Here is a 23,941-nt window from a genome sequence, read left to right on the forward strand (position 1 = left end):
GATTTCATTTCTCACTGCCAACTGTGACTGCGACTGCATACATTTTTTTGCGGAACTGTTATTTTCTATTTGAAATTTTCGCATTATAATAATCAATTAGTCCATCAATGGGTCGCTGAACAATATTTCCGAGTTCCAGATTATGTTCATTGAAACACTCCTTTATAATTTTCTCCGAAAAATGTGCGATGGAACCAATAAAATGGACTGGCACTTCGTGCGCTTTTTCATAACAGAGAATGCGATATTCAATAAAATTTAAAATACCCTCTTTTATCAGCGCGTAAAAGTATGGGTTTATTTCTTTCCCGCCACTTTCAAATTTTTCAAAATTAGGTTGGCGGCCAGGCTGCCTAAATATGAACTGCGCGAATGACGCCAAGTATGCGTTTGGATTTGGTTTTTTGTATAAATTTATTTTGATATAATCTGCCCCCAAATTGAACTCTCTTTCAAATTCTTCCGCAATTTCCGATGGCATCCGTTGGTAAAAATAATTCAACAATAATTTTTTTCCGAAGTAATTGCCACTGGCCTCATCCATTAAAATAAAGCCCAAGGAAGGAATTGGGGAGTGAATCTCGGTGCCATCAAAATAGCAACTGTTGCTTCCCGTGCCCAAAATGCACACAATTCCCGGTGCTGTAGTAGTCGCGAATACCGCTGCCGCCATATCTCCATATACATTGACATTGGCTTTTACAAATAGACCTTGCAAAACTTCCTTTAAAATACTTCTCGGAGTCGCAGTGCCGCAGCCCGCTCCATAAAAATCGAGCATTTCAACACTTTTGAAAACATCGTTTAGAGTTTGGTTTTCAACAATGCGAGCTATCAATTCCTCCTTGGGAACAATCGCAGGATTCAACCCTAAAGTAGCGGTCTTGAACACGATATTGCCGGAATTATCCAACAATACCCAATCACATTTTGTAGAACCACCATCGGTTATTAGGGTCATAATTTATAGCGTTGCAACGTGAGCGGCAAGGTCAACCAATTTTGCGGAATAGCCGTATTCGTTATCATACCAAGCCACTAACTTAAAGAAATTATCGTTAAGCGCAATGCCGGCATTGGCATCAAAGGTACAAATGTATGGGTCCGAAACGAAATCCTGCGAAACCACTTCGGCTTCCGTATAATTCACTATGCCTTTATACTCCTTTTCGGAAGCTTTTTTGAAGAGTGCTTTTATTTCGTCGTACGTTGCGGGTTTCTCCGTGCGGACGGTTAAATCTACCACGGAAACATCTGTGGTGGGAACGCGGAACGCCATTCCAGTCAATTTTCCCTTTAATTCCGGGATTACCTTGGTCACGGCAACCGCCGCCCCTGTAGTAGTGGGAATAATATTGCTCAGAGCGCTTCTTCCCAAACGATAATTTTTTTTCGAAGGCTGGTCCACGGTGGACTGCGAGGCTGTAACTGAATGGACCGTAGTCATCAATGCTTCCACAATTCCGTATTCGTCATTGATTATTTTAGCCATGGGCGCAAGACAATTTGTAGTGCACGAGGCATTGGAGATAATTGTATCCGAAGGCTTTACCTCTTTGTCGTTTACGCCCATCACAAACATAGGCGCAGTTTTGGAAGGCGCGGAAATCACCACTTTTTTGGCGCCAGCTTTTAAGTGTGCCGATGCGGAATCAACTTCCTTGAAAATGCCGGTGCAATCAATAATTATATCTGCATTTACATCGCTCCATTTCAGGTTTTCGGGATTTTTTTCGGCGGTGACTCGTATTGTTTTTCCGTTGACAATCAAATTGTCATCCTTCACCTCAATTTTACCCGGAAATCTTCCGTGTACGGAATCGAATTCCAGCAAATAGGCCAAATGGTCTACCTCAAGTAAGTCGTTCACCGCAACTATTTCAATATCTTTTCTTTCTGATGCAATTCTAAAGGCTAAACGCCCGATGCGGCCAAAGCCGTTAATTCCTATTTTAGTCATATCTTTTCTTATGTCTTTATTATTCTTATTTCTTTGCAAATTTTTATATTGAAATAATATCTGCAACACGTATTAATTCCTCATCTATTTCATTGCTTCCTTTTAGTGCTTCTGAAAACGGAACAGAGGTAACCTTGTTGTGGACTATTCCCATCATTACATTGGTTTCGCCCCGTAAAAGCGCATCTACGGCGCCTACCCCCAAACGACTGGCGAGGACACGGTCGTAGCAACTGGGTGCCCCGCCGCGCTGTATGTGTCCCAATACTGTGACGCGTACTTCGTATTCCTTTAGATTCTCCTCAATATATTTTGCCAGTTCAAAAATATTCTTGCCTATCTGGTCGCCCTCGGAAACTACGACTATGCTTGAGGTCTTTCCCGATTTTTTACTTCGGCTTAAGGATTCCAACAAGCGTTCGCGCCCCATATTCTGCTCGGGTATCAAGATTTCCTCTGCGCCGGCGCCAATACCTGCGTTTAGGGCGATGTCGCCAGCATCGCGGCCCATAACTTCCACCAAAAAAAGACGGTTGTGTGAATTTGCGGTATCACGAATTTTATCAATTGCCTCCACAACGGTATTCAAAGCCGTATCGTAACCTATGGTGTAATCGGTGCCATTGATATCGTTATCAATTGTTCCGGGAAGACCGACAATGGGAAAGTTAAATTCTTGTACGAAAACCGATGCCCCCGCAAATGTACCGTCACCGCCAATAACCACCAAGGCATCTATGCTTTCATTCTGAAGGTTTTGGAAGGCTTGCTTTCTACCTGCTTCCGTTCTAAAATCTTTGGAACGGGCAGATTTCAAAAATGTGCCGCCTCGATTGATAATATTTTTTACCGAACGTGCGTTCAATTCCTTAAAATCGCCTTCAATCAAGCCCTGAAAACCACGGTAAATGCCAGTGCATTCCATATTGTGATAGGCGCAGGCCCTAACCACTGCGCGTATGGCGGCGTTCATACCTGGGGCATCTCCGCCGCTGGTTAGTATCCCAATTTTTTTTGGTATTTTCATAAATGGAAAGTTACTATTATTGTTTGCAATTCAAAATGATTTTAATCAGAAAAAAATACGTGTAAGTACGTATTGTGGAAATTTAATAACTGGCATATATTTGAATCATAGAATTAGTGGATAATGCACAAAGCAATATTTTTTGTGGGGATAGAAAATATTCTTGGTGCACTTTAAAGTTTACTAAGTTAGGTTTGTTAAAGAATCCCGGCCAATGGTCGGGATTCTTGTTTTAACTATTAAGGCCTCCAAGTTATTTTCAAAATTTTACTTGAATTATCGGTTACCTTGAAACGGTCGTCCATTCTATGCCCGACTACCCAGACTATCTCTCCATCACTTAAAAGCAGCCAGATTTTTTCCTTTTCGTGCATGGGAATTTTCTCGTCCTTAAAAAATTTGCTCAATTTCTTCTTTCCCTTCATCCCAAAGGGCTGAAAAGTATCGCCCCGCTCCCACTTCCTGAGTTTTAATGGGAATTTCAGTTTTTCCGAAGCTACATAAATCAAGTTTTTTTCGGTTTCACCGATATATTTTGAAGGCTCTATTTTTAGAGTAATTGGCGCGGTGATTCCTTCTTCATAAATCAAAAATTCTTCCTTTGAATTTTCAGAATTAATTTCAGTTAAAATCAATTCGTCACGGTTTTTTAAAAGCCGGTGCGTTTTGGAAAAAACTTGTTTGCCTGTTTGCGCCTCCAATAAATTTGAAACATCATCCCACTCGGTAAATCCGAAACTTTTCAAAAGTTCATACAACAACGCTTCCGTATGCGGTAAGTCCTTTATTTTTGGAATGTTGATTTTATACGAATCGGGAGCTTGAGTAACAACCGAATTATACACCAAAGCCAAGTAATCTTCAATTAAATTTTGGGAGGCCAGCAAATTGTGCCGGGTTTTTTGGAAATTCTTCAAAACCGGCTCACTAGATTCCTTAAATTTTGGCAATACTTCCAAACGCAGTTTATTTCTGAGATAATCAGTTTTTTGGTTGCTACTGTCCTCGCGCCATTTTAGATTATTTGTTTCGGCATATTGCAAAATTTCCTCACGTGAAAAATCCAAAAGTGGTCTTATAATTTTATTGTTCTTTTTCGGAATTCCAGTAAAGCCGCTCAAGCCAGTCCCCCGAGAGAGATTGATGAAGAATGTTTCCAAATCATCGTCCAAATGATGGGCCGTTAGAAGATAGTCATACTTGAAATTCTTTAAAATTTCCATAAACCAGCCGTAGCGCAGCTCACGGGCCGCCATTTGGGTTGAGATTTTATGCTCTTTGGCAAATTTTTGGGTGTCAAAAGTTTCGGCGAAAACCGGGATTTCCAAATTTTTTGCCAAGCCAATAACAAACATTTCATCCGCATCGCTTTCTTTTCCGCGCAGCGAAAAATTGCAGTGTGCCAACGCCATTTCGAAACTGAGATTTTTCACCAAGTGGGTTAGAACCACACTGTCAAGGCCACCGCTACAGGCAATGAGCAGTTTTTTTCCTTTTAAGAAAGAAAAATTGGTTTCAATATTTTTTGTGAATTGGGTCAGCAATCTTCTTATTTAGAAAAAGTTTATGATTATTCCAGCAATTACGGCTATTCCGAAACTGAGCATCGTACCGATAAGCACGTATTCGGTCTTTAAGGTTTCGTTATTTCCATAGCGAAGGATGGATTTTGCGGCAATTAAAAATCCCACAGCTGAATATTGTGAAACTATGATAAACGTAAGGGTTAGAATACGCTCCAAAACGCCTATTACCTTTCCGGCATTGGGCATCTCATTATCGCTGCTGACCTGTATTTCAGTAGCCTTGAACACTTCTCTTATAAAAATATTCGCGGGTTTTAGACAGACCAAATATCCCGTAATTATAAGTAAATATTTAAAATTGAGTGAAACCTCGATGGATGGGTTGATACCGTGCCATTTGTTAAATAGAACCACAACTATTACTAGTATTGCCAGATGGGCGGCCTGGTCTATAAAAAAGGCATATCTTCCAAAGTAACGACTGTTGTTGAGATGACGCTTGAATCCATCCAATATGAAGTGGGATATGGATATGATAGCCGCGGCCAATACAAAACTTAGCAGTAGGGAAAACAGCCACGCCAGTGCAAAACAAGCCAAGGCATGCCAATACAGAAAAGGACTTTTAAAGCCGATGGTGTTTTTTTGCTTCGCAAGTCTGTCGGTCTGGAAAAAATAATCCAAGCATAGGTGCGCGATGAACTGGAGCAGCAAAAGTTCCTTTAGTCCCATAGTTTTATTTTGAAATTACCATTTTGAAATAGTTAACCGCTTCATCAATGGCGTTCCAGCCCACGCTGGTGGAATGCTGATTGACTGCAGATTGCCCAATGCCGAGGCGCTTGGCTATTTCATCCTCTTGGTTGTTCAACAGTTTTAAATATAAAACCTCGCATTGCCGCGATGTGGCTTTACTCAGCAAAACGTCCAACAACGCCAGTAAAGGTTGAAAATTTTTATTTAAATCCTCATCTTTAGACGCAAAAAACATGGTGTTTTTTATCACGATACGTTCCTTGTTATAGGTGGATTCTCCGCTAATTTCGCGGCCGGACAGGTAGATTGCCTCCCCATCTATAATACCTTGCTCGGGATTGTAGCGGCTCAACTCCCCATAACCTATTGCCAACCGTATGCCGTGGGTTTTGAACTGTTTTAAACGGTTATCCTCCTTTTTGTATTTCTTTACATCTATTGGAATGGCTTTCACAAAACTTTTTACGGCCAATGCTACCTGCAAGCCTTCAGACGCATTCGGAACAACGCATTCCAAATAATCTCCTTTAATGATTCGACCATATGCATTAAATATCGTCTTCAAATCCTGGAGCAGAATTTTCAAATTTTCCTCCACGAGCTTACTGTCTTCAAGGCTTAAACTTGTGGATGAAATAATGTCGCCAGAGATTACTGAATAGGCCATTCCATGAAACTTTTTTCCAAAGATATAATTTTATTAGCTATTAAACTAATAAAATATGTTTATAAGTTAAAACACTAATAAATGGTGTTTATAAGTTTATTAACTAATAGGAAGTAATAATAAATCATCAAACCTAAAACTCCGTGTTCAAAACTTCCCGCATGGCCTTTGCTTTAAGTAGGCATTCCTCATATTCCTTTTCGGGAAGGGAATTAATGGTAATCGCGCTGCCCACGGAATAGCTCAAGTATTTTTTTGTAGCATTGTAGAGAATGCTTCTAATAACCACATTAAAATCAAAATCTCCCGACGGAGTAAAATATCCGATGGCTCCACTGTAGAGGCCGCGCTTTGCATCTTCAGTGTCCTCTATTATTCGCATGGCCGAAATTTTCGGAGCACCTGTCATACTGCCCATTGGGTACGTATTTCTCAAAATCTCCACACTCGAAAAATCTTGCGGCACAAGGCAGCTCACGGTCGAAATCATTTGATGGACCTGTTCAAAGGTATAAATGGTGCAAAGTTCATCTACGGTAACGCTGCCCTTTTCGGCAATTCGTGACAAATCGTTGCGAACCAAATCGGTAATCATAATATTTTCACTGCGTTCTTTTGGGTCCGCGGCCAATTGCTGCGCCATTTTTAAATCTTCCTCCTTATTTTTCAACCGTTTTGCCGTGCCTTTGATGGGTTGGGAAATTACAGTATTTCCCGTTCTTTTAAGATAGCGTTCCGGAGAGGCCGAAAGAGCAAATAGGTGGTTCAACTTCAAAAAGACTGAAAAGGGCGGTTTTGAAATTTCATTGAGCCGCCTAAAAATTTCAAAAGGAATGATTTCGGCGCCTTCCGAATAAAATTCCTGGCAAATGTTTGCTTCGTAAATATCGCCCCGACCAATGTGCCCAAGCACCTGATCAACCTTTTGGATATAACTATCTTTTGAAGTGCGAAGACTTATACTAATGGCTTTCGATGTTTCACCTTCATCGGGCTTTTGGGGTGTTTCCAAAATGGCTTCCCAATCTGTTTCAAATTCATCGGCTACCATATTCAAATAGTGCATTTCAACACTGTCTTCAAAAAAAAGAAAAACCTTTTTTGGTTGAAAAAAATACAGCTCGGGGAAACCCAGTCCGTCAAAATTATTGGATGATAACTTTTCCACGTCATTTTTAAGGTCGTAGGTAAGATAACCGAAAACCCAATCCTTCGTAGTGGTTTGATATTCCTTCAAATTGTCAAAAGCGCTGTAGGTATCGGTTTTTATTGCCGTAAAGGCATCGACCGCCAAAATTGCCTGATAGGTTTCGTGCTTTTGTGAATAGTGGTTGCTATCCATCCACACAACCTCATCAAACTGTTGTGCCCATTGCAGAAGGCGGATTTTGAAGTCTTCGTTTAAAGAAAAAGGAAATTTCTTTACGGTCCGCATTATTGTTCAAGTTGGTGTACAAAATTCTGGAGTACATCGGTAAAGCCCAACAAAAGTATTTCGTCTGAAATTGATTGATTTTCTTCCGAAAAATTATGTGAATAGGAAGGAAAACTAAAGCTTTCCACTACTATGGCGCCAAATCTGGGAAGGATGCTTTTTGTATATTCCAAAGCCGAGGCAGCACCACGTCTTCCATTGGAAGTACTCATCAACATAACCTTTTTGCCGTCCAGAAAATTTCGGTCCAAACGGGAGAGCCAATCTATTGTATTTTTGAAATATGCCGAAACCATTCCATTGTGCTCGTTAACCGAAATAACCAGCGCATCGGCTTCCCTGATTTTGTTGTATAGCATTTTTAGATTTGCGGAATAGCCTTTTTCGCGTTCAATATCCTCTCCAAACATGGGGAGGTCATAATCTGTCAACTTAATTATTTCCACATTCTGACCCGCAACCTGAGAAGCTGCAAAACTGACGAATTTATGGTTGATGGATTTACTGCTGTTGCTTCCCGCAAGGAATAATATTTTTTTCATCTGCCAAAGTTATTGAAAACTGAAATGTAAAAAAACCCGCGCCAAATAAAATTGACGCGGGTTATTAGAATATAACTATTTACAACTTATTGTTTCACGATACGCTTTACAATACTTGTATTTTCTGCATTTATTTTTACAAAATACATTCCAGTTGCAAGACTTTCCAAAGAGAAATTGGTTTCCATTCCCGCTTCTGTCAAGTCTATTGATTTAATAACTCTTCCCTTCACATCTGTAATAACTGCGTTACTAAGTTGTGTAGACGTTTTATTCAACAACGTGAGTTCGCCAGTAGTTGGGTTTGGATATAATAAAATATTATTGGCAAATTCATTATCACCAAGTCCCAAAATCTCATCTACGGTAACCGTAAATGTACAAGTGTCTTCATTTCCTGCACCATCGGTCGCAGTCATTGTCATTGTGGTAACGCCAGGGCCAACCATTGTTCCAGCCGCAGGATCTTGAGTAATTGCAGGGTCAGGGCAGTTGTCGGTTGCAGTTGCTATAGTTGTATAATCAGGTAATTGATACTGCTCTCCCTGGTTTACCTCTACCATTACATCCGCAGGACAGGTTAGAACAGGATTCTCAGTTTCAGCGGTCACTTCTGTTTCGGTGCGTGCACCGGCACAACCAGGTGTTCCTAAATTGATATCGCTATTTGGCGTTCCGAAATCTGAATTTTCACAAATACCAGACCAGTCGGCTGCAGTGTCTGTATCACCAACCCTTCTATAAGAATCGGAACCACAATCGGTCACCAACGAAGCACCTACACCAGTCCAATCCAGGTCTGCTGCGGTAATGTTAAATCCAGAAATAGTTACGTTAAATCCAGCAATCTCAGAAGCACTGAAATTCCAAAATACAGAATCAACTACGTTTCCACTTGGGTCAATTATTAATATCCATCCCGTTCCCGAATTGTCCCAGAATATATTATTGCCCCAGTATCCGGCACCACTGTCATCGTTCCAATCCATAACGGAATTGGCAGCCATACTTCCCAGATTTTTAACAATTGAATTTACTGAGTTGATATTTGTATAAGGAGTATCACTTACCGCTACCTTATAGCCCGTATAATCGGTAGCTATGCCTACATTCTGAATTTCCAATCTATCCGGAGCCTGTAAATTTATTTCTGAAATAACCAATTGTGATAATGGTCCAGGGGCACTTTCCTGTGCATAAACGGTAGTGGTTCCCACAGGAGTAAATGTATATGATTCACCTTCAAAAAGAAAGTTTCCACCGGTTGGAGCATCGAACCACCTAATTATATTAGAAGGATCATTTAGGGTTGCCGTTACTGTTACAGGTTCACCCACACAGAAATCTGTAACTCCTGTGGTAGTTGGCCCTGCAGGTACGGCAAGTACCTCAATAGTATCTGTAGCAGAAGACGCCACGGAACAAGGTCCTGAAGGAACGTCATAAGTAACTGTGTGAACTCCTACGCCGGCCGCTGCGGGATCAAAAGTAAAAGTAGAACCGTTACCGTTATCTGTTACACCGGGACCACTATATGTACCACCGCTTGGTGATCCTCCACCCAAATCAGTAAGCACCTCAGATGATGCGCATACTTCATCAAGAATAGAAAGGGAAGCAGTTTGAGAAGGAGTATCAAAGGCTTGTGTTCCATCACTTCTACTTCCTGATGAGCCTTGGTTTGCACTGAAACCTAATCCTCTCTTTGCAAAAGCATCCCACAGTAAGCATTCATTGGCGCCACCATAAAGGGCTTGGTCAGCAGCAAAAATTGCGTCACGACCATCCACAAAACCAGGACTACAAGGCTGTAATTTCATACCTTCTATAACTAAGGCCATAGCTTGAATGTTTCCGGCATCTTGGTTCACGTCTCCGGTAAAATTGTAAATATCAGCATCAAATCCGTGCTCATCTATTAGGGCCCAAGTTACTTCCCAAAGCATTGTAGCCCATACTGAACCAACGCCATGCGGCACAGCTGCAGTTTTAATAAAATCGTAAGTTTGAGGATTTACTCCCATATCAGTGGTATAAGGATAATCACGAATACCACCACCTCCTTGACCTTGGCCAAAAAGATATGTTCCTACCGCCCTGGCATCAGTGCCAGTATCACCCGGCTCAATTGTCATTAACACTCCGAAGAAATCACTCCAGCCTTCTCCCATCTGTTCTGCATTTTGCAAACATCCGGCAGCTGATGGACCTCCGGTCAAACGGTTTGAGATACCATGGCCATATTCGTGGATAATCACAAGGTTGTCGTAATCACCATCCTTGTCGCCACATATATACATTTGCATCGTAGGATTTCCACCATCTGGTGGAGTTCCAAAGTTAGCGTTACAGGTACCTGAACCGTCCTGTGCCTCGGCATTTACAGAGTCACTTCCCGCGCCTCCGTTGCCATAGTTATTTTCTTGGAAGTTACCGCCCACTTCGTCAAAACCATACTGGTACATCACGTCGTGTATAATGTTATTCATATAAAAAAGATTGGTTATGGCAGCATCTTCATATTGGTTTCCACTAGTATAAATTTGACTGAACGGATATCCCGTGAATTCCAAATTGGCACCGGCATCAGGTTGGTATCCCGGATTGTTACCATCTTCATAAGCATTCACATTATTACCACGGGTAGTGGTAAATTCAGCACCGGCCACGCCATTAGTATCGTGCCATCCAAAAGGAGAGGCAGTAGCGTTGGCTGGTTGAACCTCAATAGTGCGAGCCCCGTAATATGGACTTTCCAGAGGTAGCGCGAAAACTTCATAACATTCTGTACAGGCAGCGGTAGACTCTGCAATCAATTCATCATAATTGGGAATATCATACAAATTAGCATTAAAATTCATTTCCTTTACATCATTGCTATGATCGTGGTGCGTGGCACAGCTTACCATCCAGTTTGCCTGATTTACAATAGCTCCAGTATTGGCATCAATTCTTAAACTCCACCAATCTTGTTGGCTTTTTTCCTGAATTGAAATGTCCCAAGTAAGTACCAGCCCATCATTATCAGTGATTGCGTACATCAACTTAGCAGGAATTGGGCTAAGGGAAATTCCGCCATCGCTTAATAAGGTTTTTCTATCAACACCGGAAGCTCTTTCCAAAACTGAAAAAGAATCTGTAATTGAATAGTTAAAATGCGAAGCCGCAGCCTGAATCGCTTGTACCGCAGTAAGTGCAGGAGCATTTGACCCTGTGCGCTTTTGTGCGGTATTCTTCACAAATTTACTGTCTTTTGATACTACCTTACCATTGGATGTAAGGTGTATGCTGGATTCGGTACCATAAATTTCAATCCCATCTAAAGTTTGTCTGAAATAAATGTGCTGAATACCACTTTTCTTGCTGAAGGTTTCGCTGGTTACTTGCCACTGCGCGTCTTGTGGTAATAAATCATTCTGTTCTACAAAATGATTTAGTTGTTGGTCAATTGCTCTCGAAAAATTTTGAGCAGCCAAGGCGCCCGAAAACATGAGCAAGATGACCAAGAATAAACTCTGGGTAACTTTTTTCATTTTTTTTTGATTTGTTTGGATTAATATTAGCCTGTAAGTTGGTTAAGTTCTGTAAAGCTATTAAAATTTAGTTTTTTCACAACATTTTCTTAAAATACTGATGAAATTTAACATAGTGGATTTCAAAATTTGCAATTTGACATTCCTATTCCAGGAAAAATAAAATTCTTAAAAACTTTCGTTACATTTACTAGCAAGAAAATCAACATTTCATGGAACAACCCAATAATCTCATTACTGAGATGCAAGGCGGGAACGAGAAAGCTTTCTCCCAATTATATACAATGTACAGTGAAGCCATATATGGTATAATCTATAGTATTGTTTTAGATGAAGCAACTGCCGAAGAACTTTTACAGGATGTTTTTATAAAAATTTGGAACAATGCAGGCTCCTATTCAATAGAAAAAGGACGCTTCTTTACCTGGCTTCTGAACATTGCACGAAACACCGCAATCGATGAGACCCGATCCAAAGCTTTCAAAAATTCCAGAAAAAACCTAAGTACAACAAACTTCGTAGATATACTATCATCCTCAGATAGTTTAAACAGAAAAACCAATGCCATAGGCATAAAGAAATTTGTTGACGCGCTAAAACCTGCTTGTATTAAAATAATAGACCTTTTATATTTTAAGGGCTTTACACAAGCAGAAGCCTCAAAGACACTTGACATACCGTTAGGAACATTAAAAACAAGAAACCGTACCTGTATAAATGAATTACGGGTAATGGTCTTAGGATAAAATAATATGAACCCCGAAGAAATAATAACATCAGGAAATTTAGAAATGTACGTCTGCGGCGCACTGCCGCCGGATGAAGCATTGGAAGTAGAAAAGGCAATTCAGGATTTTCCCGAAGTAAGGCACGAAGTAGAACTTATTGAACAATCTTTGTTACACCTTGCAGAAACGGTTGCGCCGCCTGTTCAAGAAATGAATTGGACAAATATTTTAAAGGCAATCCGAAATGCCAGCAATAAAACCGAGGACCCTAAAGTAAGGTCCCTAAACTGGCCGGCAATTACCGGTTGGGCGGCGGCCATTCTATTTATGGGAGGAATTATGTGGATGTTAAAACAAACTAACGATCTCAATAATTCACTTCAGGTTACAACAACCGAAAACACCATTTTACGCGAAGAAAAATCAAAAGCTGAAAGTCAATTGGCTGAAAATAATGAAGTGCTGGAAGTTTTAAGATCAAAAGATTATCAAGTCTATACTCTTCCCGGCAATCAGGCTGTGGCTCCTGAAGCCTTTGCAAAGGTATATTTAAACAAAAGTGAAAACATTGCTTACATAGACACCAAAGGACTGCCAACACCACCACGAGGAAAGGTTTATCAGGTATGGTCGCTTAAAATGGAACCGCTCACTCCTACCAGTATGGGACTGATTTCTACTGAAAATGAGATGGGAGAAGGGATTTTCAAGTTCGTAAATTTCCCGGATGCCGAAGCGTTCGGAATAACTCTAGAGCCTGAGGGCGGAAGCGAGACACCCACCATGTCGCAATTATATACGCTGGGCGTTATCACAATATAATTAAGCAATTAAAAAAATCTGGACCGAAGTCCAGATTTTTTTTGTTTTATATAAAAGTAAAAGCGCCCGCCAAAAATGACGGACGCTTCAACTAACAAAAAAACTCTGAAAACCGGATCAACCGGTCTTGTAAAATCTATCAACTTCTTGATAGATAACCAACCTCAACTATACTTACGTAAATATTAGGAGATTGGTTTTAAAATTTTATAATTTATCTATTTCCTTGGCTGTTACAGGCCCCAACTCATAGCTGGCGCCCATAAGTTCTTCCTTTAAGGCCGCAACCTTATCATCCATGCCGTTAGCTTTATAAATCAACGCAGCGTGAAATAGAGCTTTTGGTTCTTCAGTTTTGCCGATGACATATTCTTCAATCGTTTTTAGGGCAGCCTCTTTGTGGCCAGCTTTTAATTGGGCATACCCAAGTAACTGATATGTTTCCGGCGTGGCACGATTGTTAATTTCCATCGCCGCAAGTTTTAAGGCTTGCTCTGGTTCTGTTTCGGCATAAAGATTAATTAAATACGTATTGTACATTGCGCCATAATTAGAATCCTGGGCAGCTTTAAGAAACATTGCATTTTGTTTTTTTACTTCCGAAGAATTGCCTTCATATTCAGCTATTTCGGCCTTCAGCAAATAATAATCAGGAGCTTTATGGTTCACCATTAATGAATCCAGAATACGGTTTGCTTCTTTCGTGTTTTTTTCAGCAGCATAAACCATCCACGCTAGCTGCTTTTTTGCGTAATGATTATCTGGCTCGAGCTCTAATGTTTTTAAATAACTGTTATACGCATCTTCCAGACGGCCGGCATGACCATAGAAATCGCCTATGTTGCTATAAATCCACAATTTGAAACCTCTGTTATCGCGGGTTTCGGCAATTTGTTTGGCCTGCTCTAAATATTTGATAGCAGCGTCAAGATTTCCGTTGTGATCGCTCCATTTGGCCAATCGAATTAAATAATTGAAATCCTGAGTGTCCTTAATTTTCCCTAAAAGTGTATCTGCCCTATCATATTCACCCAATTCCATGGCAACATCAAAGAGCATCATTTCTGTTTCCTTTCTGTTGTCCGGGTACAAATAAGCACTATCCAGAAGCACCTGCGCTTCCTTGAACCTATGCTGCGAAATATAATTATGCGCCAAACTTCGCAAATAGCTATCTTTATTTCGCGCTGCAACATCAATTGATTTCTTTATCAGTTTTTCGGAAGTTTTCAATTCTGAAATATCACCCGTATTTCCAAAAAGCGATGCGTGTATTCCCGATAACCGGCCCATTTCCATTAAGTGGGTAGAGTCATTATTGAAGCGGGTTTGCCAAAACTGCAATTCCTTTTCTACTGCATCTTTGGAGGGTGTGTGGTGGGTGCTGAGATATTTGTCGTAATCATTGCTATCGGTAATTTTTTCAGCCTTTTCCTGACATCCAAAAAACACGGCAACAACCAGTATTGTGATGATTCTTTTCATATAAATTTTTTTAAAGTTGGTTTTACCTAATTGAAAAATATTAAAACCAAAAAAGAGAACGCAATCGGTTCTCTTTTCTGATTTTAAGTTAGGTCTATTAAAATGGTCCAGCCAAATAAGGGAAGCTGCTTGAGAATGCAACGTCGTTGGTTGGTACGCCATCGCTGGTAAGACCAGGATTTTCATCACCCATTGGTCCACCAAAGATCAATAATAATGATACATCTATCACATCATCGCTCAAGGTTCTACCTGTCAAGATTTCTGTGCCGTTAAAATAGGTGGTGATGCCTGTTTTCGCCACCCAAAGTACATCATTGGAAAGAATTTTTGTAAATTCCTCGGCTGTTAAGCCTAATGCATTTTCTGTGTACCCAGCATTAAGAGCCAATAATTTGGCCTCAAATTTATCCTGAAATGCAGCTTGCATTTCTGAAGGGACTGTTACGTTAAAGGCATTTTTAAAACCTTCGGTACCAAACACGGTATTGATACCCGGGCGACCCATTTGGTCCTCCTGCACGTAGTTTCCGCTGAAATCGAGTGTTTGCTCGCATGGCTCACAAAGGGGTCCACCACAGTCAATATCGGTTTCATCTCCGTTTTTAATTCCATCCGTACACGTTGCCTGCGTTATTATATTATCGTCATCATCTTTACACTGAATGAACAATAGCGATGTTGACATTGCAACAACAAAAGTTATATATTTTAATGTTTTCATTTTTTTAAATTTTTAAGGTTAGCAATTTTTATTGTTTTCTTTTGGCTTCAACCCATACATTATAGATAGGTGTATTCGGAGCAAATGGATTAACACCCGCTACTCCACCTGGAAGCATTGATTTAGGCACTTCAACAACAACGCTCAAAACGTTTGAGCCAGCAAAGGTATCTGTACCTGGATTTTCAAAGCCGGGGGCATCGCCAGCCAATATGGCATTGTATTGATTGAAATCAAAGAAAAACGGATCTTCGCGGGGTCCGGCAAAAAATTTCATTCCGTCTTTTTCGGCAATTTGCACATCATCCGTTGTTGAAATTTTCACACTTCTTCTAGTTGATGTGGCAATAGTACTAACCAACCCTTGTGTAGCCGGAGCCGTTGGGCCAAAGAAGTACATGGAATCGCCACGTCTAATGGCCTGTATGACCAAGTCTTCCTTTAAATCGTTATTGTTATCAATATTGATTTCGATTAATACTGTCTCGTCAAATTTGGCCTGCTCGGTGGGTTCGCCCGGAGCTAATAGCCCTTGCACGTTGGCCGCAAACACTAGGTTTCCGCTATTTTCGCCCTGAAAGGCATAAAAGTCGGTAATATCTGCTGTAGTTCCCTGAACTGCAGGCGCATCAATGTGATCCGCGGATATTAAAAATATCGATAGTACGGCAACGCCTATTCCACCGATTACTGCAAAAAGTTTTGATTTTTTCATCTTTCTTGTTGGTTTATATTATTTATTTTTACTTGTTCGCTAATACTTACGTTTAAATGTAACTGCATGGTTTTTAAAAGTGCGTTAATCATTTGTTAACGTGAAAAACATTAGCTTTGGCAACCAAAAACTTAGTGATCGATTTACCAAATGAACCCCTCCGCTCCTGATTGGATATTGAAATTTTTAAATCTTTTTGACAAAGAAGAACTTATCTCTTCCTTTGAAAATAACCAAAACTTTTATAGAGCCCTAAAGGAAACGGGCTTTATATATGGAGTCTCCGTTTCTGCATTACCAAAGAAGAAACTGGGAAACCTGAAGCTAACGAAGGAAGAGTTTACAAAAATAAACCTCTTTCACGCGCTGCTGTTTTCCTTTTTTGATGAAAATGTAAATGCTACCAACAAAGAAGCTATTGCCAGCATCCTATCTTTTTACCAGCAAATGGAAAAAAAGAAAACGGGATTTTTTCAGAAATTTTCGCTTTCACAAAAACCCGAAAATGTTTTGGAGCACATACTTTCCACGAGATTACAGGAAGCAAATACTTTGTTGAAAAAAAATACGGTTTCGCTTTTAACCTATGCACTCTTATATTTGGATGTCCTCGCCTTTAAACAATGGTTACAGGATCCCGATAGCGCCAAAGCATATTACAAACAATTGGAAACTGTTGTTTTAACGGCTTGTTTCCATACGCTGAAATCCAAAAAGAAAAAAACGAAGTACGACAAGTTATTGATTGAACTCTTCGAATCCTCTTCACAATATATAATTGACGATACCGAAGGTGGCGCCGCAACTTTTTTGGAAAGTTTAAACTATTTGAAAAATAGCGACAATTCATTGGAGAAAAAATACCTGCTGGACCTTTGCTGCCTAACGGTTTGGGAAGATTTAAAGATGGACGAAATAGAACATCAGTTTTTGCAGCAATTATTGGTTACGCTTGATCTTTCCGAAACGGAGCTTCAACAAAGCCTCTTGGCGCTGAATGTGTTTTCGCAGAAATATACCGAGAAAATCCTGCTCTTTGAATATTCGCATCCAGTTAAGCAGTTTTATAAACAATCTGCTTCTACGGTAAAGCTTTTGATTATTAGAAATAAGGACCGATTGACACGCGAACTTGAAGAAAGCGGCGAATTAATGCTGTTGCTGGGGCAATCCACCCTGCGCGACCTTTCTGCGGACGAAAAAAGGAAAGTGAAGGAGCAGCTTTTGGATATTTGTAAAACCATTCCGTCGCTCACCATATTTTTGCTTCCGGGCGGTTCGGTTCTGTTGCCACTCTTGGTAAAATTTATTCCGAAACTTTTGCCATCCTCATTTCAGGAAAATAGGATTGAATCGTTCAAAAGGAAAGAGTAACTACTCCAGCCAAAGTTTAAAATCTTTTACCCGTTCGCGGGCAACGATTACTTCCTGATCCCGATAACTGTTCAGTTTTAGCTGAAGGCGGGAGTTTGTGTAGGCGATTATATCTTTTATTGAATTGATATTTATGTAAAATTTTCGACTGATTCGAAAGAAAATTTCGGGCGAAAGTTCCTGCTCCAGTTGCTCCAAAGTGGTTTCCAAAAGATAATCGCGGCCATCAATTGTGTGTGCGTACGTGCCTTTGTTTTCGGAATAGAAACACTCAATTTCATCAACCGAAATCATTTTTATGTGCTGTCCTATTTTTGTGGTAAATCGTTTTTTATACTCGCGCTCCACTGGGTTTACGAGCAATTTTTTAATATCCTCAAAATTGAACTGTACGTTTTTGGGGCTGGGCTTAAACGACTGATATTTTTTGACGGCGCATTGCAATTCCTGCTCGTCAATCGGCTTCAACAGATAATCTATGCTGTTCAGTTTAAAGGCCTGCAGCGCGTATTCATCAAAGGCCGTGGTAAAAATTATGGCACTGTCCACCTCCACCGTATCAAAGATTTCAAAGGAAAGTCCGTCGCTTAGTTGGATATCCAGAAATATCAAATCCGGGTGTTCGTTGTTTTGAAACCACGCCACGGCCTCCTCCACGCTATGGAGCATCTGGCTTACGTTTACGTGCTGTTTTTCGAGCATTCGCTGGAGGTAACGGGCAGAGGGCTTTTCGTCTTCGATGATGAGTGCGTTCATTTGATGGTTTCTGGTTTTTGGTTTTTGGTTTCTGGCCGCAGGTTTCAAGTTGCAGGTTGCAGGTTTTCCGATTTCGTCCCGATAGCAATCGGGATCGATTTTTAAAGGTCTTCCTCTAAAAATTGTTTAATTTTTTTCTCTTCCCACCGCTTTAAAAAGTTGTTGTTCACATTCATAACAAAGAACACATAGAGGGCGTGCGACACCAGACCGATGCCCCAAAAAATGGCGGTTACGTAATTACCCCAGTCGGCAAAATCTATTTCTTTTGAATTAAAAACATTGGCCGAAACAAGGATGATTGCTCCATTCACAATGATATATACCGCTATGTGACTGTAAAATGCCTTTAGGGTCTCTACTTTTTTCTTTGCCCGCAAATAGGCCAAACTTTTTTTGGTTTCCATTTTAACAGTTTTTATTCCTCTTTCAGAAATTTCCTTATTTGTTTTTCTTCCCAATTTTTCAGGGTCTTGGATTTATATTGAAAAACCTTCGCTGCATGATACAGCAGCCCGATTCCCCAAAAAATTGGAACTATTAAAATATTCCAATCAATCCATTCCATAAAATTTTTATCGTTCGATTCAATTTGAAAAAACTCCAAAACCCTTCCTCTTACGATAAATAAGGCAACATTTACAATTATATAAATCAGCAAATGCTTATAGAATCCTTTTAGCGCCTCTACCCTTCTTCGGGCCTTTCGCAACTTTATATTTTCAGCATATTCCATATTAGTTCCAGTTGTTTTTGGCGTTCTTTTCCTCTTCCTCCATAAATTGCTTCAACTTTCTTTCCTCCCAATCCTTGCCTATAAAAGGCGCCCAACGGAATGTTTTTACGGCCTGAAAAAAGATGCCGATTCCCCAACCGAATGCCGCCCAGAGAAACCACGGATACCTCAATTCATTGGTGTAATAATTCAATCCCGCCAAAGCGCAAATAAATAATACATAAAACATCAGGCTGGTGTAAAATTTCTTGATTTCGGCCACGCGTCTTTTGGCTTTCAAATATTTGCTGTCTTTATGGTTCCCGGTTTCCATAGTTTCGGTTTTTTAATTTATTTCATAAAGATAACACAGATAGAATTCTTTTAAAAAATGAAACATCCCAACTGTGGTTTCCGGGGGATGAACTGTAATTTAATCATCCTTGTCCATCAACTCACGGATTTTACGGGCCTCCCAATCCTTTCCGAAAAATGGATTGTAATTGAACGTTTCAGCAGCATGGCTCGTAATTCCGATACCCCAACCCACAATCGGGAAAAGCGCCCACGGAAATCCCGCCCTCGAAATGTAATTCAAGTATATAAATATGGGCACGAACAGTATATAAAGTGCCAAATGAATATAAAAGGCCTTCAACTTTTCCATACGTTTTTTGGCCAGCTTGTATTTTTTCTCTGAAATAAAGGTTTGTGGTGTGTTCATAATTTGAAGATTTTCACCCAATATCGGGATTGCAATGCTAAACTCCTTTGGATTTTTGTTGATGCTCACCGGGCGTTCCGTCAATAGTGCATACCTATCCCGAATGTTGCGCAGGCCCACGCCGGTACTTTCTTTTAAGACCTGTTTTGGCTGCCTGTTGTTGGTAACCACCAAACTGCCGTTTTCTTCCGCAATGGTTATATACAGCTTTTTTGAAGGCATAACCTGATTGTGCTTTACCGCGTTTTCCAACAAAAGCTGAAGCGACAATGGAACCACTTTTGCCTGCGGGTTCTCCAATTTTGAAGGCAAAGTAAAAACAATACTGTCCTCAAAACGCACCGCCAATAGCGACATATAGAGTTCCGCAAATTTCAATTCCTCCTCCAGGGTAACGAGCTCCTTGTTTTTTTGTTCCAAAACGTAGCGATACACTTTTGAAAGCGAAGTGGTAAAACGCGTTGCGGCTTCGGGATTTTCTTCAATCAGGCTGGTGAGCACATTCAAACTGTTGAAAAGAAAATGCGGATCTAATTGATTCTTCAACGCATCAAACTTTGCGGAGGCCGTGCCGGCTATTATTTTCTGCTCCTTTACAATAGTCTGCTGCTTGTTTCGGTAATAATAAACTGCGTAAAAAATGGTCGTAACCACAACCGAAATAATAAACGAGATGTAGTAATACTCCATCTTTTCGGCGGCAATAAATTCAGCAAAACCTCGACCGTCTATTATGACTTCTGTTATAAAACGAATAAGCAGTAGTGCAAAAAGTGTAACCAAAACGCCTCCCAAAAGTCCTTTCAACAGATTTTTTGTTTGAAAAACCTGGTCTGGGAATATTTTCAATAAGAAAACAAAATAATACGCATTGACCATATACAGTATTACTGAATACAATTGATTGTAAAGGAAAGCAACCAGAATATCACGTCCGTTATCATATTGATAACCATTGGCATATTGAATCAAACCGAGGATGATGAAAACCAGGGTTCCCACAAAAAATGCTTTTCCAAATTCTTTTAGTATGCGCATAAATATGTTTCCTTTTTTATACCTACAAAGTCTTTAAGACCTTGCACGAGGATGGGGAGTATTCGTGAATTGGCGGCAAAATTTTAGTTACAGCTTTCTGCCTGTATTTGTTTGGCTCGTTCCCCGCCATACGTCGGATAGAACTCACCTGCTGGTTTAAAGGTAGCAAAAAGTTCAATGGCCCGTTGAATGTCTTTGCAGTACGGCTCCAGACTTTGCCCAAAATATTTGGCGCCGCCCATATCCCATTCTGCCTTTGCCAAAATAATCCGCGGATTGTCAGGCGCAAGGGCCAGGGCTTTGTTGTAAAGCTCTGAAGCTTTAGGGGAATAGGTCATTCCGTATTTCTGACCGTCAAAAACAATCCAGGCCGTGTACAAATGCGCCTGCAAAACCAATAAATCTGGGTTGTCTTTTGAAATTGCCGTAGCATCATTGATGAAATCCTGAGCCTTGTCCAATTGGGCTTTCAGTTTGGCCTCGTCCTTTTCCGTGAAGCTGTTGATTACGTTAATTTGGGCCACATAGTACGGCGGCAACCAATTGTCCGGTTCGGCCGCTGCTATTCTTTCAAAAACATTGGCAGCTTCCCACGATTTATTTTCCTGCCAAAGTTGGAATGCCTTTCGCATTCCCTGTTGGTATTTTGAGGGCGCGGCAGCCGTATTTACCGCTGAATCTGTCTGCCCCTGCATTATAAGAGCAGTGAAAAAAATCATTAAATAAGTGACTACATTTTGCATGGTTTCTATTTTTTGTTGGTTATTATTTATTGGTTATTGTTATTTTTTATTGTTGTTCAAATTTCGATCAAAATATTTCTTTTGAAAAAATCCTTCAACCCAACTGTTGTTTTTGTAGGCTGAATTGTATTCCTCCATTCCAACTTTGACAAATTTTAAAAACTTTGTCAAAGTTCCCTCGTCGAATATCCCATTTTGAGCGTTAGAAGGCTACAGATTATCAAGCTGATTGTCCCTGCCATCATCACTAATAGTCCAGAAAAAGCCCACGAAAAAGAACTGATCGGCTGCGGGAAGCAACTCCCGCCGCGCAAAGTTTCCATTTGCATCCGGGATGTTCGAATATTGATAGCCATTCACATTTTTAAATGCAAAAACGTTGTTCACAGAAACATATAGAATCTTCTGTGGAGAGAGTAAATATGCCCAATTCAGGCTCACACTGTTATAGTCGCGGGTTTTATCCTGAAGAAATCCGGGTGTGTTCAAATCGGTATAGGTCCGGCCGCTGCCGTATTGATAACTGAACCCGATCTGGCTTTTCCAATCGTTGATCCAATATTTTCCAACTACCGAAAGGTTATGCGTATTTGCAAAACTCGGCGTGGCCGCAATGGGGTAATTTTTATACTTCCGTTCAGTGTCCAAATAGGAATAGCTTACCCAGTAATCTATATTTTTAAGTGTTTCATTGTCGCGCCAAAACAAATCCAGTCCCTGTGCGTAGCCATCGCCCTTGTTTGAGAATGTAGTATTTATGTCGGGAAATTCATCGTTATATGTCACAAGATTGCTGTACTGCTTTCTATAAACCTCAGCGCGAAAAATCCTATCCTTGGCTGCGTATTGATAGTTCATTATATAATGTTGGGTATGCTGCGCTTCCAGATTATTTGTGAATTTGAGCACTTCACTTTCGGGTTGCTGGAAGAAATCGCCATAGGCAAGGGAAAGCTGGCTATGCTTTCCGGTTTTATATGCAAAAGAAATTCTCGGTGAAACTGTAAATTCCTTAAACAACTGGCTGTACTCCCCGCGAACGCCCAGTTTTAAGGCAAGTTTCCGCGAAAAAATAATATCGGCCTCCGTAAATGCTGCGGAAATATTATTGTTGTAACCCAGTTTTGCGGCAAAATTCGGTTCGTCATAATTTTCATTGAAATCGGTCACAAATTGCTCTGCGCCAAAATTCAATTTAAACCGATTGCTGATGCGTTTTCTCACATTTAATTTAAGGTGTGCGGAGTTTTCAACATCCTTTATATCGGCCCGGTCTATCCCAACTTTTGTATTTGCATAGGTATAACTTCCGCCACCGAAGATGGACCATCCCTTGCTCAATCTTTGGCTGTAACTGGCATTAGTATAAAAATTTTGGTTGTTTAATTTAAAACGCGCGCCGTCGGGTTGGTTAATGTCTTCCTGCGTAAGTTCAAAGTCGGAAGTATCAAAAGCTCCGTAAATTTTCAAAAGCCCATCCCCTATTTTCTGACGGAAAACGGCCTCACCCGAAGCGGTTTCAAATGGTTTTTGCCAATCATTCCTGTCGGGCAACAACGCGATGTAGGGCGCCAAATTTATATAGGAAGCGTTCACGCTCAACGAATTGTTTTCCCACTTTTCGGTATGCCCCAAACCTGCGCCCACGCTCATAATGGCAATGTCGGTCTTTTCCTGGTTCGGCTCATCAATCGTATTCAAAAGCAATACGGATGACAGTGCCTGCCCATATTCTGCAGAATACCCGCCAGTGGAAAACGTAATGCCGTCAAAGAGAAAAGGGCTGTAACGACCGCGCGTGGGTATGTTATTGGTGGTGGGCGAATAGGGCGTAAAAACGCGAATGCCATCAATAAAAATCTGGGTTTCGCCTGCATCGCCCCCGCGGACAAATAGGCGACCGTCCTCGGCAACGGTCGTGGTTCCGGGAAGGGTTTGCAATGCGCCCACAAAATCGCCCAAAGCACTGGCTGTTGTTACAATATCCAAAGGTTTTAAAACCGAAATCCTACTGTTATCGCCCGCAGAAAAGGAACCCGCTGAAATGGTTACGGTCTCTAAGGAATTTACATCTTCGCGAAGTGTGATTTTTAAGTTTTTCATTTTCGTAACATCGTCCACAAACTTAAAGGGCTCAAAAGAAACGTAAGAAATAATCAAGACCTGCGTGCCTGTTTCGGTAGTTTCAAAAGAAAAATTTCCGTTCGCTTCGGTTGTGCTTCCATCATAAGCACCTTCCAAATATACGTTGGCTCCAAAAACCGGCATTCCCTTGTTGTCCATAACCGTCCCTGAAATGGTGGTTTGTGCCAATAACAAGCCCGGCAAAATAGCTAGTAAAAAAGTAATAACTGAAATCTTCATAAAATGGTTGGTTTTATTTTCAGGTCAAAGATTAAATTTTGGTGTATTTTTTCAGAATAAAATAGACCGAACTGTAGAATTTAGGTCTTCAAATGTAGATTCACTCCACAAACTCCAAAATATCCCCAGGCTGGCATTCCAAAGCTTCGCAAATAGCCTCCAGCGTGCTAAAGCGCACTGCTTTTGCTTTTCCGGTTTTCAAAATGGAAAGATTGGAAAGCGTAAGTCCTACTTTTTCGGAAAGTTCGTTTAATGACATCTTCCGTTTGGCCATCATTACGTCCAAGTTTACTATTATAGGCATAAT

General features: G+C 40.6%; 23 protein-coding genes. 3 read left to right on the forward strand and 20 right to left on the reverse strand.

The window, feature by feature from the left end:
- Positions 1-58 precede the first annotated feature (58 nt).
- The 9 genes from MB09_RS05630 to MB09_RS05670 all read right to left on the reverse strand — a co-directional run bounded on the left by MB09_RS05630 (position 59) and on the right by MB09_RS05670 (position 11,446).
- Positions 59-961, reverse strand: coding sequence for an N-acetylglucosamine kinase (locus MB09_RS05630; RefSeq protein ID WP_045079916.1), 903 nt, complete (start codon positions 959-961; stop codon positions 59-61).
- Between the two features lie 3 nt (positions 962-964).
- The gene (gene gap, locus MB09_RS05635; RefSeq protein ID WP_045079917.1) at positions 965-1,960 is read right to left on the reverse strand and encodes a type I glyceraldehyde-3-phosphate dehydrogenase; all 996 of its coding nucleotides are present in this window, start codon (positions 1,958-1,960) and stop codon (positions 965-967) included.
- Between the two features lie 43 nt (positions 1,961-2,003).
- On the reverse strand, positions 2,004-2,987 hold the full coding sequence (gene pfkA / locus MB09_RS05640; RefSeq protein ID WP_045079918.1) for a 6-phosphofructokinase: 984 nt from the start codon (positions 2,985-2,987) through the stop codon (positions 2,004-2,006).
- A gap of 239 nt (positions 2,988-3,226) precedes the next feature.
- On the reverse strand, positions 3,227-4,531 hold the full coding sequence (gene tilS, locus MB09_RS05645; protein WP_045079919.1) for a tRNA lysidine(34) synthetase TilS: 1,305 nt from the start codon (positions 4,529-4,531) through the stop codon (positions 3,227-3,229).
- Positions 4,532-4,540: 9 nt separating this feature from the next.
- On the reverse strand, positions 4,541-5,245 hold the full coding sequence (locus MB09_RS05650) for a DUF3307 domain-containing protein (protein WP_045079920.1): 705 nt from the start codon (positions 5,243-5,245) through the stop codon (positions 4,541-4,543).
- Between the two features lie 4 nt (positions 5,246-5,249).
- Complete coding sequence (locus MB09_RS05655; RefSeq protein WP_045079921.1) at positions 5,250-5,936, reverse strand: hypothetical protein; 687 nt, start codon at positions 5,934-5,936, stop codon at positions 5,250-5,252.
- A 133-nt stretch (positions 5,937-6,069) separates the two neighbouring features.
- On the reverse strand, positions 6,070-7,371 hold the full coding sequence (locus MB09_RS05660) for an anthranilate synthase component I family protein (RefSeq protein WP_045079922.1): 1,302 nt from the start codon (positions 7,369-7,371) through the stop codon (positions 6,070-6,072).
- Positions 7,371-7,913 carry an NADPH-dependent FMN reductase gene (locus MB09_RS05665; protein ID WP_045079923.1) on the reverse strand — a complete coding sequence of 181 codons (543 nt, stop codon included), beginning with the start codon at positions 7,911-7,913 and terminating at the stop codon, positions 7,371-7,373. The genes MB09_RS05660 and MB09_RS05665 overlap by 1 nt, the downstream gene beginning before the upstream one ends.
- Positions 7,914-7,999: 86 nt before the next feature.
- Positions 8,000-11,446 carry a M36 family metallopeptidase gene (locus tag MB09_RS05670; protein WP_052671300.1) on the reverse strand — a complete coding sequence of 1,149 codons (3,447 nt, stop codon included), beginning with the start codon at positions 11,444-11,446 and terminating at the stop codon, positions 8,000-8,002.
- A 212-nt stretch (positions 11,447-11,658) separates the two neighbouring features.
- Between MB09_RS05670 and MB09_RS05675 the strand changes: the two genes are divergently transcribed.
- Positions 11,659-12,192, forward strand: a complete 534-nt coding sequence (locus MB09_RS05675; protein ID WP_045079924.1) for an RNA polymerase sigma factor — start codon at positions 11,659-11,661, stop codon at positions 12,190-12,192.
- A gap of 6 nt (positions 12,193-12,198) precedes the next feature.
- The gene (locus tag MB09_RS05680) at positions 12,199-12,996 is read left to right on the forward strand and encodes an anti-sigma factor (protein ID WP_045079925.1); all 798 of its coding nucleotides are present in this window, start codon (positions 12,199-12,201) and stop codon (positions 12,994-12,996) included.
- Between the two features lie 207 nt (positions 12,997-13,203).
- Here MB09_RS05680 and MB09_RS05685 read toward each other — a convergent pair whose 3' ends face one another.
- The 3 genes from MB09_RS05685 to MB09_RS05695 all read right to left on the reverse strand — a co-directional run bounded on the left by MB09_RS05685 (position 13,204) and on the right by MB09_RS05695 (position 15,920).
- Complete coding sequence (locus tag MB09_RS05685) at positions 13,204-14,481, reverse strand: tetratricopeptide repeat protein (protein WP_045079926.1); 1,278 nt, start codon at positions 14,479-14,481, stop codon at positions 13,204-13,206.
- 97 nt (positions 14,482-14,578) lie between these two features.
- Entirely contained in the window at positions 14,579-15,205 is a 627-nt protein-coding gene (locus MB09_RS05690) for a DUF4331 family protein (protein ID WP_045079927.1), read from the reverse strand.
- A gap of 28 nt (positions 15,206-15,233) precedes the next feature.
- Complete coding sequence (locus MB09_RS05695; RefSeq protein ID WP_045079928.1) at positions 15,234-15,920, reverse strand: DUF4331 family protein; 687 nt, start codon at positions 15,918-15,920, stop codon at positions 15,234-15,236.
- A 150-nt stretch (positions 15,921-16,070) separates the two neighbouring features.
- Between MB09_RS05695 and MB09_RS05700 the strand changes: the two genes are divergently transcribed.
- Positions 16,071-17,294, forward strand: coding sequence for an LETM1-related biofilm-associated protein (locus tag MB09_RS05700; protein WP_045079929.1), 1,224 nt, complete (start codon positions 16,071-16,073; stop codon positions 17,292-17,294).
- Here the strand turns inward: MB09_RS05700 and MB09_RS05705 are convergent, their stop codons facing one another.
- From MB09_RS05705 to MB09_RS05740, 8 genes are all read right to left on the reverse strand, one after another.
- Complete coding sequence (locus MB09_RS05705; protein WP_045080174.1) at positions 17,295-18,050, reverse strand: LytR/AlgR family response regulator transcription factor; 756 nt, start codon at positions 18,048-18,050, stop codon at positions 17,295-17,297.
- 101 nt (positions 18,051-18,151) lie between these two features.
- The gene (locus MB09_RS05710; RefSeq protein WP_045080175.1) at positions 18,152-18,457 is read right to left on the reverse strand and encodes a 2TM domain-containing protein; all 306 of its coding nucleotides are present in this window, start codon (positions 18,455-18,457) and stop codon (positions 18,152-18,154) included.
- 11 nt (positions 18,458-18,468) lie between these two features.
- Positions 18,469-18,786 (reverse strand): 2TM domain-containing protein, encoded by a 318-nt coding sequence (locus MB09_RS05715; protein ID WP_045079930.1) that lies wholly within the window; start codon positions 18,784-18,786, stop codon positions 18,469-18,471.
- Position 18,787: 1 nt separating this feature from the next.
- Positions 18,788-19,099 carry a 2TM domain-containing protein gene (locus MB09_RS05720; RefSeq protein ID WP_045079931.1) on the reverse strand — a complete coding sequence of 104 codons (312 nt, stop codon included), beginning with the start codon at positions 19,097-19,099 and terminating at the stop codon, positions 18,788-18,790.
- Between the two features lie 99 nt (positions 19,100-19,198).
- Positions 19,199-20,527 carry a 2TM domain-containing protein gene (locus MB09_RS05725; protein ID WP_045079932.1) on the reverse strand — a complete coding sequence of 443 codons (1,329 nt, stop codon included), beginning with the start codon at positions 20,525-20,527 and terminating at the stop codon, positions 19,199-19,201.
- An 83-nt stretch (positions 20,528-20,610) separates the two neighbouring features.
- Positions 20,611-21,270: a hypothetical protein gene (locus tag MB09_RS05730; protein WP_045079933.1), complete on the reverse strand. Its 660-nt coding sequence runs from the start codon at positions 21,268-21,270 to the stop codon at positions 20,611-20,613.
- 210 nt (positions 21,271-21,480) lie between these two features.
- A complete protein-coding gene (locus MB09_RS05735) occupies positions 21,481-23,634 on the reverse strand; it encodes a TonB-dependent receptor (protein ID WP_045079934.1) in 2,154 nt (717 codons plus the stop codon).
- A 100-nt stretch (positions 23,635-23,734) separates the two neighbouring features.
- The gene (locus tag MB09_RS05740) at positions 23,735-23,938 is read right to left on the reverse strand and encodes a helix-turn-helix domain-containing protein (RefSeq protein WP_045079935.1); all 204 of its coding nucleotides are present in this window, start codon (positions 23,936-23,938) and stop codon (positions 23,735-23,737) included.
- Between the last annotated feature and the right edge of the window lie 3 nt (positions 23,939-23,941).

It is taken from the genome of Aequorivita vladivostokensis, assembly GCF_000952855.1.
Lineage (GTDB): Bacteria > Bacteroidota > Bacteroidia > Flavobacteriales > Flavobacteriaceae > Aequorivita > Aequorivita vladivostokensis.

Coding starts and splice junctions, on each gene's coding strand:
- MB09_RS05630 (WP_045079916.1), bottom strand. CDS start 961: ATGACCCTAATAACCGATGGTGGTTCTACAAAATGTGATTGGGTATTG.
- gap (WP_045079917.1), bottom strand. CDS start 1,960: ATGACTAAAATAGGAATTAACGGCTTTGGCCGCATCGGGCGTTTAGCC.
- pfkA (WP_045079918.1), bottom strand. CDS start 2,987: ATGAAAATACCAAAAAAAATTGGGATACTAACCAGCGGCGGAGATGCC.
- MB09_RS05650 (WP_045079920.1), bottom strand. CDS start 5,245: ATGGGACTAAAGGAACTTTTGCTGCTCCAGTTCATCGCGCACCTATGC.
- MB09_RS05655 (WP_045079921.1), bottom strand. CDS start 5,936: ATGGCCTATTCAGTAATCTCTGGCGACATTATTTCATCCACAAGTTTA.
- MB09_RS05660 (WP_045079922.1), bottom strand. CDS start 7,371: ATGCGGACCGTAAAGAAATTTCCTTTTTCTTTAAACGAAGACTTCAAA.
- MB09_RS05665 (WP_045079923.1), bottom strand. CDS start 7,913: ATGAAAAAAATATTATTCCTTGCGGGAAGCAACAGCAGTAAATCCATC.
- MB09_RS05670 (WP_052671300.1), bottom strand. CDS start 11,446: ATGAAAAAAGTTACCCAGAGTTTATTCTTGGTCATCTTGCTCATGTTT.
- MB09_RS05675 (WP_045079924.1), top strand. CDS start 11,659: ATGGAACAACCCAATAATCTCATTACTGAGATGCAAGGCGGGAACGAG.
- MB09_RS05680 (WP_045079925.1), top strand. CDS start 12,199: ATGAACCCCGAAGAAATAATAACATCAGGAAATTTAGAAATGTACGTC.
- MB09_RS05685 (WP_045079926.1), bottom strand. CDS start 14,481: ATGAAAAGAATCATCACAATACTGGTTGTTGCCGTGTTTTTTGGATGT.
- MB09_RS05690 (WP_045079927.1), bottom strand. CDS start 15,205: ATGAAAACATTAAAATATATAACTTTTGTTGTTGCAATGTCAACATCG.
- MB09_RS05695 (WP_045079928.1), bottom strand. CDS start 15,920: ATGAAAAAATCAAAACTTTTTGCAGTAATCGGTGGAATAGGCGTTGCC.
- MB09_RS05700 (WP_045079929.1), top strand. CDS start 16,071: ATGAACCCCTCCGCTCCTGATTGGATATTGAAATTTTTAAATCTTTTT.
- MB09_RS05705 (WP_045080174.1), bottom strand. CDS start 18,050: ATGAACGCACTCATCATCGAAGACGAAAAGCCCTCTGCCCGTTACCTC.
- MB09_RS05710 (WP_045080175.1), bottom strand. CDS start 18,457: ATGGAAACCAAAAAAAGTTTGGCCTATTTGCGGGCAAAGAAAAAAGTA.
- MB09_RS05715 (WP_045079930.1), bottom strand. CDS start 18,786: ATGGAATATGCTGAAAATATAAAGTTGCGAAAGGCCCGAAGAAGGGTA.
- MB09_RS05720 (WP_045079931.1), bottom strand. CDS start 19,099: ATGGAAACCGGGAACCATAAAGACAGCAAATATTTGAAAGCCAAAAGA.
- MB09_RS05725 (WP_045079932.1), bottom strand. CDS start 20,527: ATGCGCATACTAAAAGAATTTGGAAAAGCATTTTTTGTGGGAACCCTG.
- MB09_RS05730 (WP_045079933.1), bottom strand. CDS start 21,270: ATGCAAAATGTAGTCACTTATTTAATGATTTTTTTCACTGCTCTTATA.
- MB09_RS05735 (WP_045079934.1), bottom strand. CDS start 23,634: ATGAAGATTTCAGTTATTACTTTTTTACTAGCTATTTTGCCGGGCTTG.
- MB09_RS05740 (WP_045079935.1), bottom strand. CDS start 23,938: ATGCCTATAATAGTAAACTTGGACGTAATGATGGCCAAACGGAAGATG.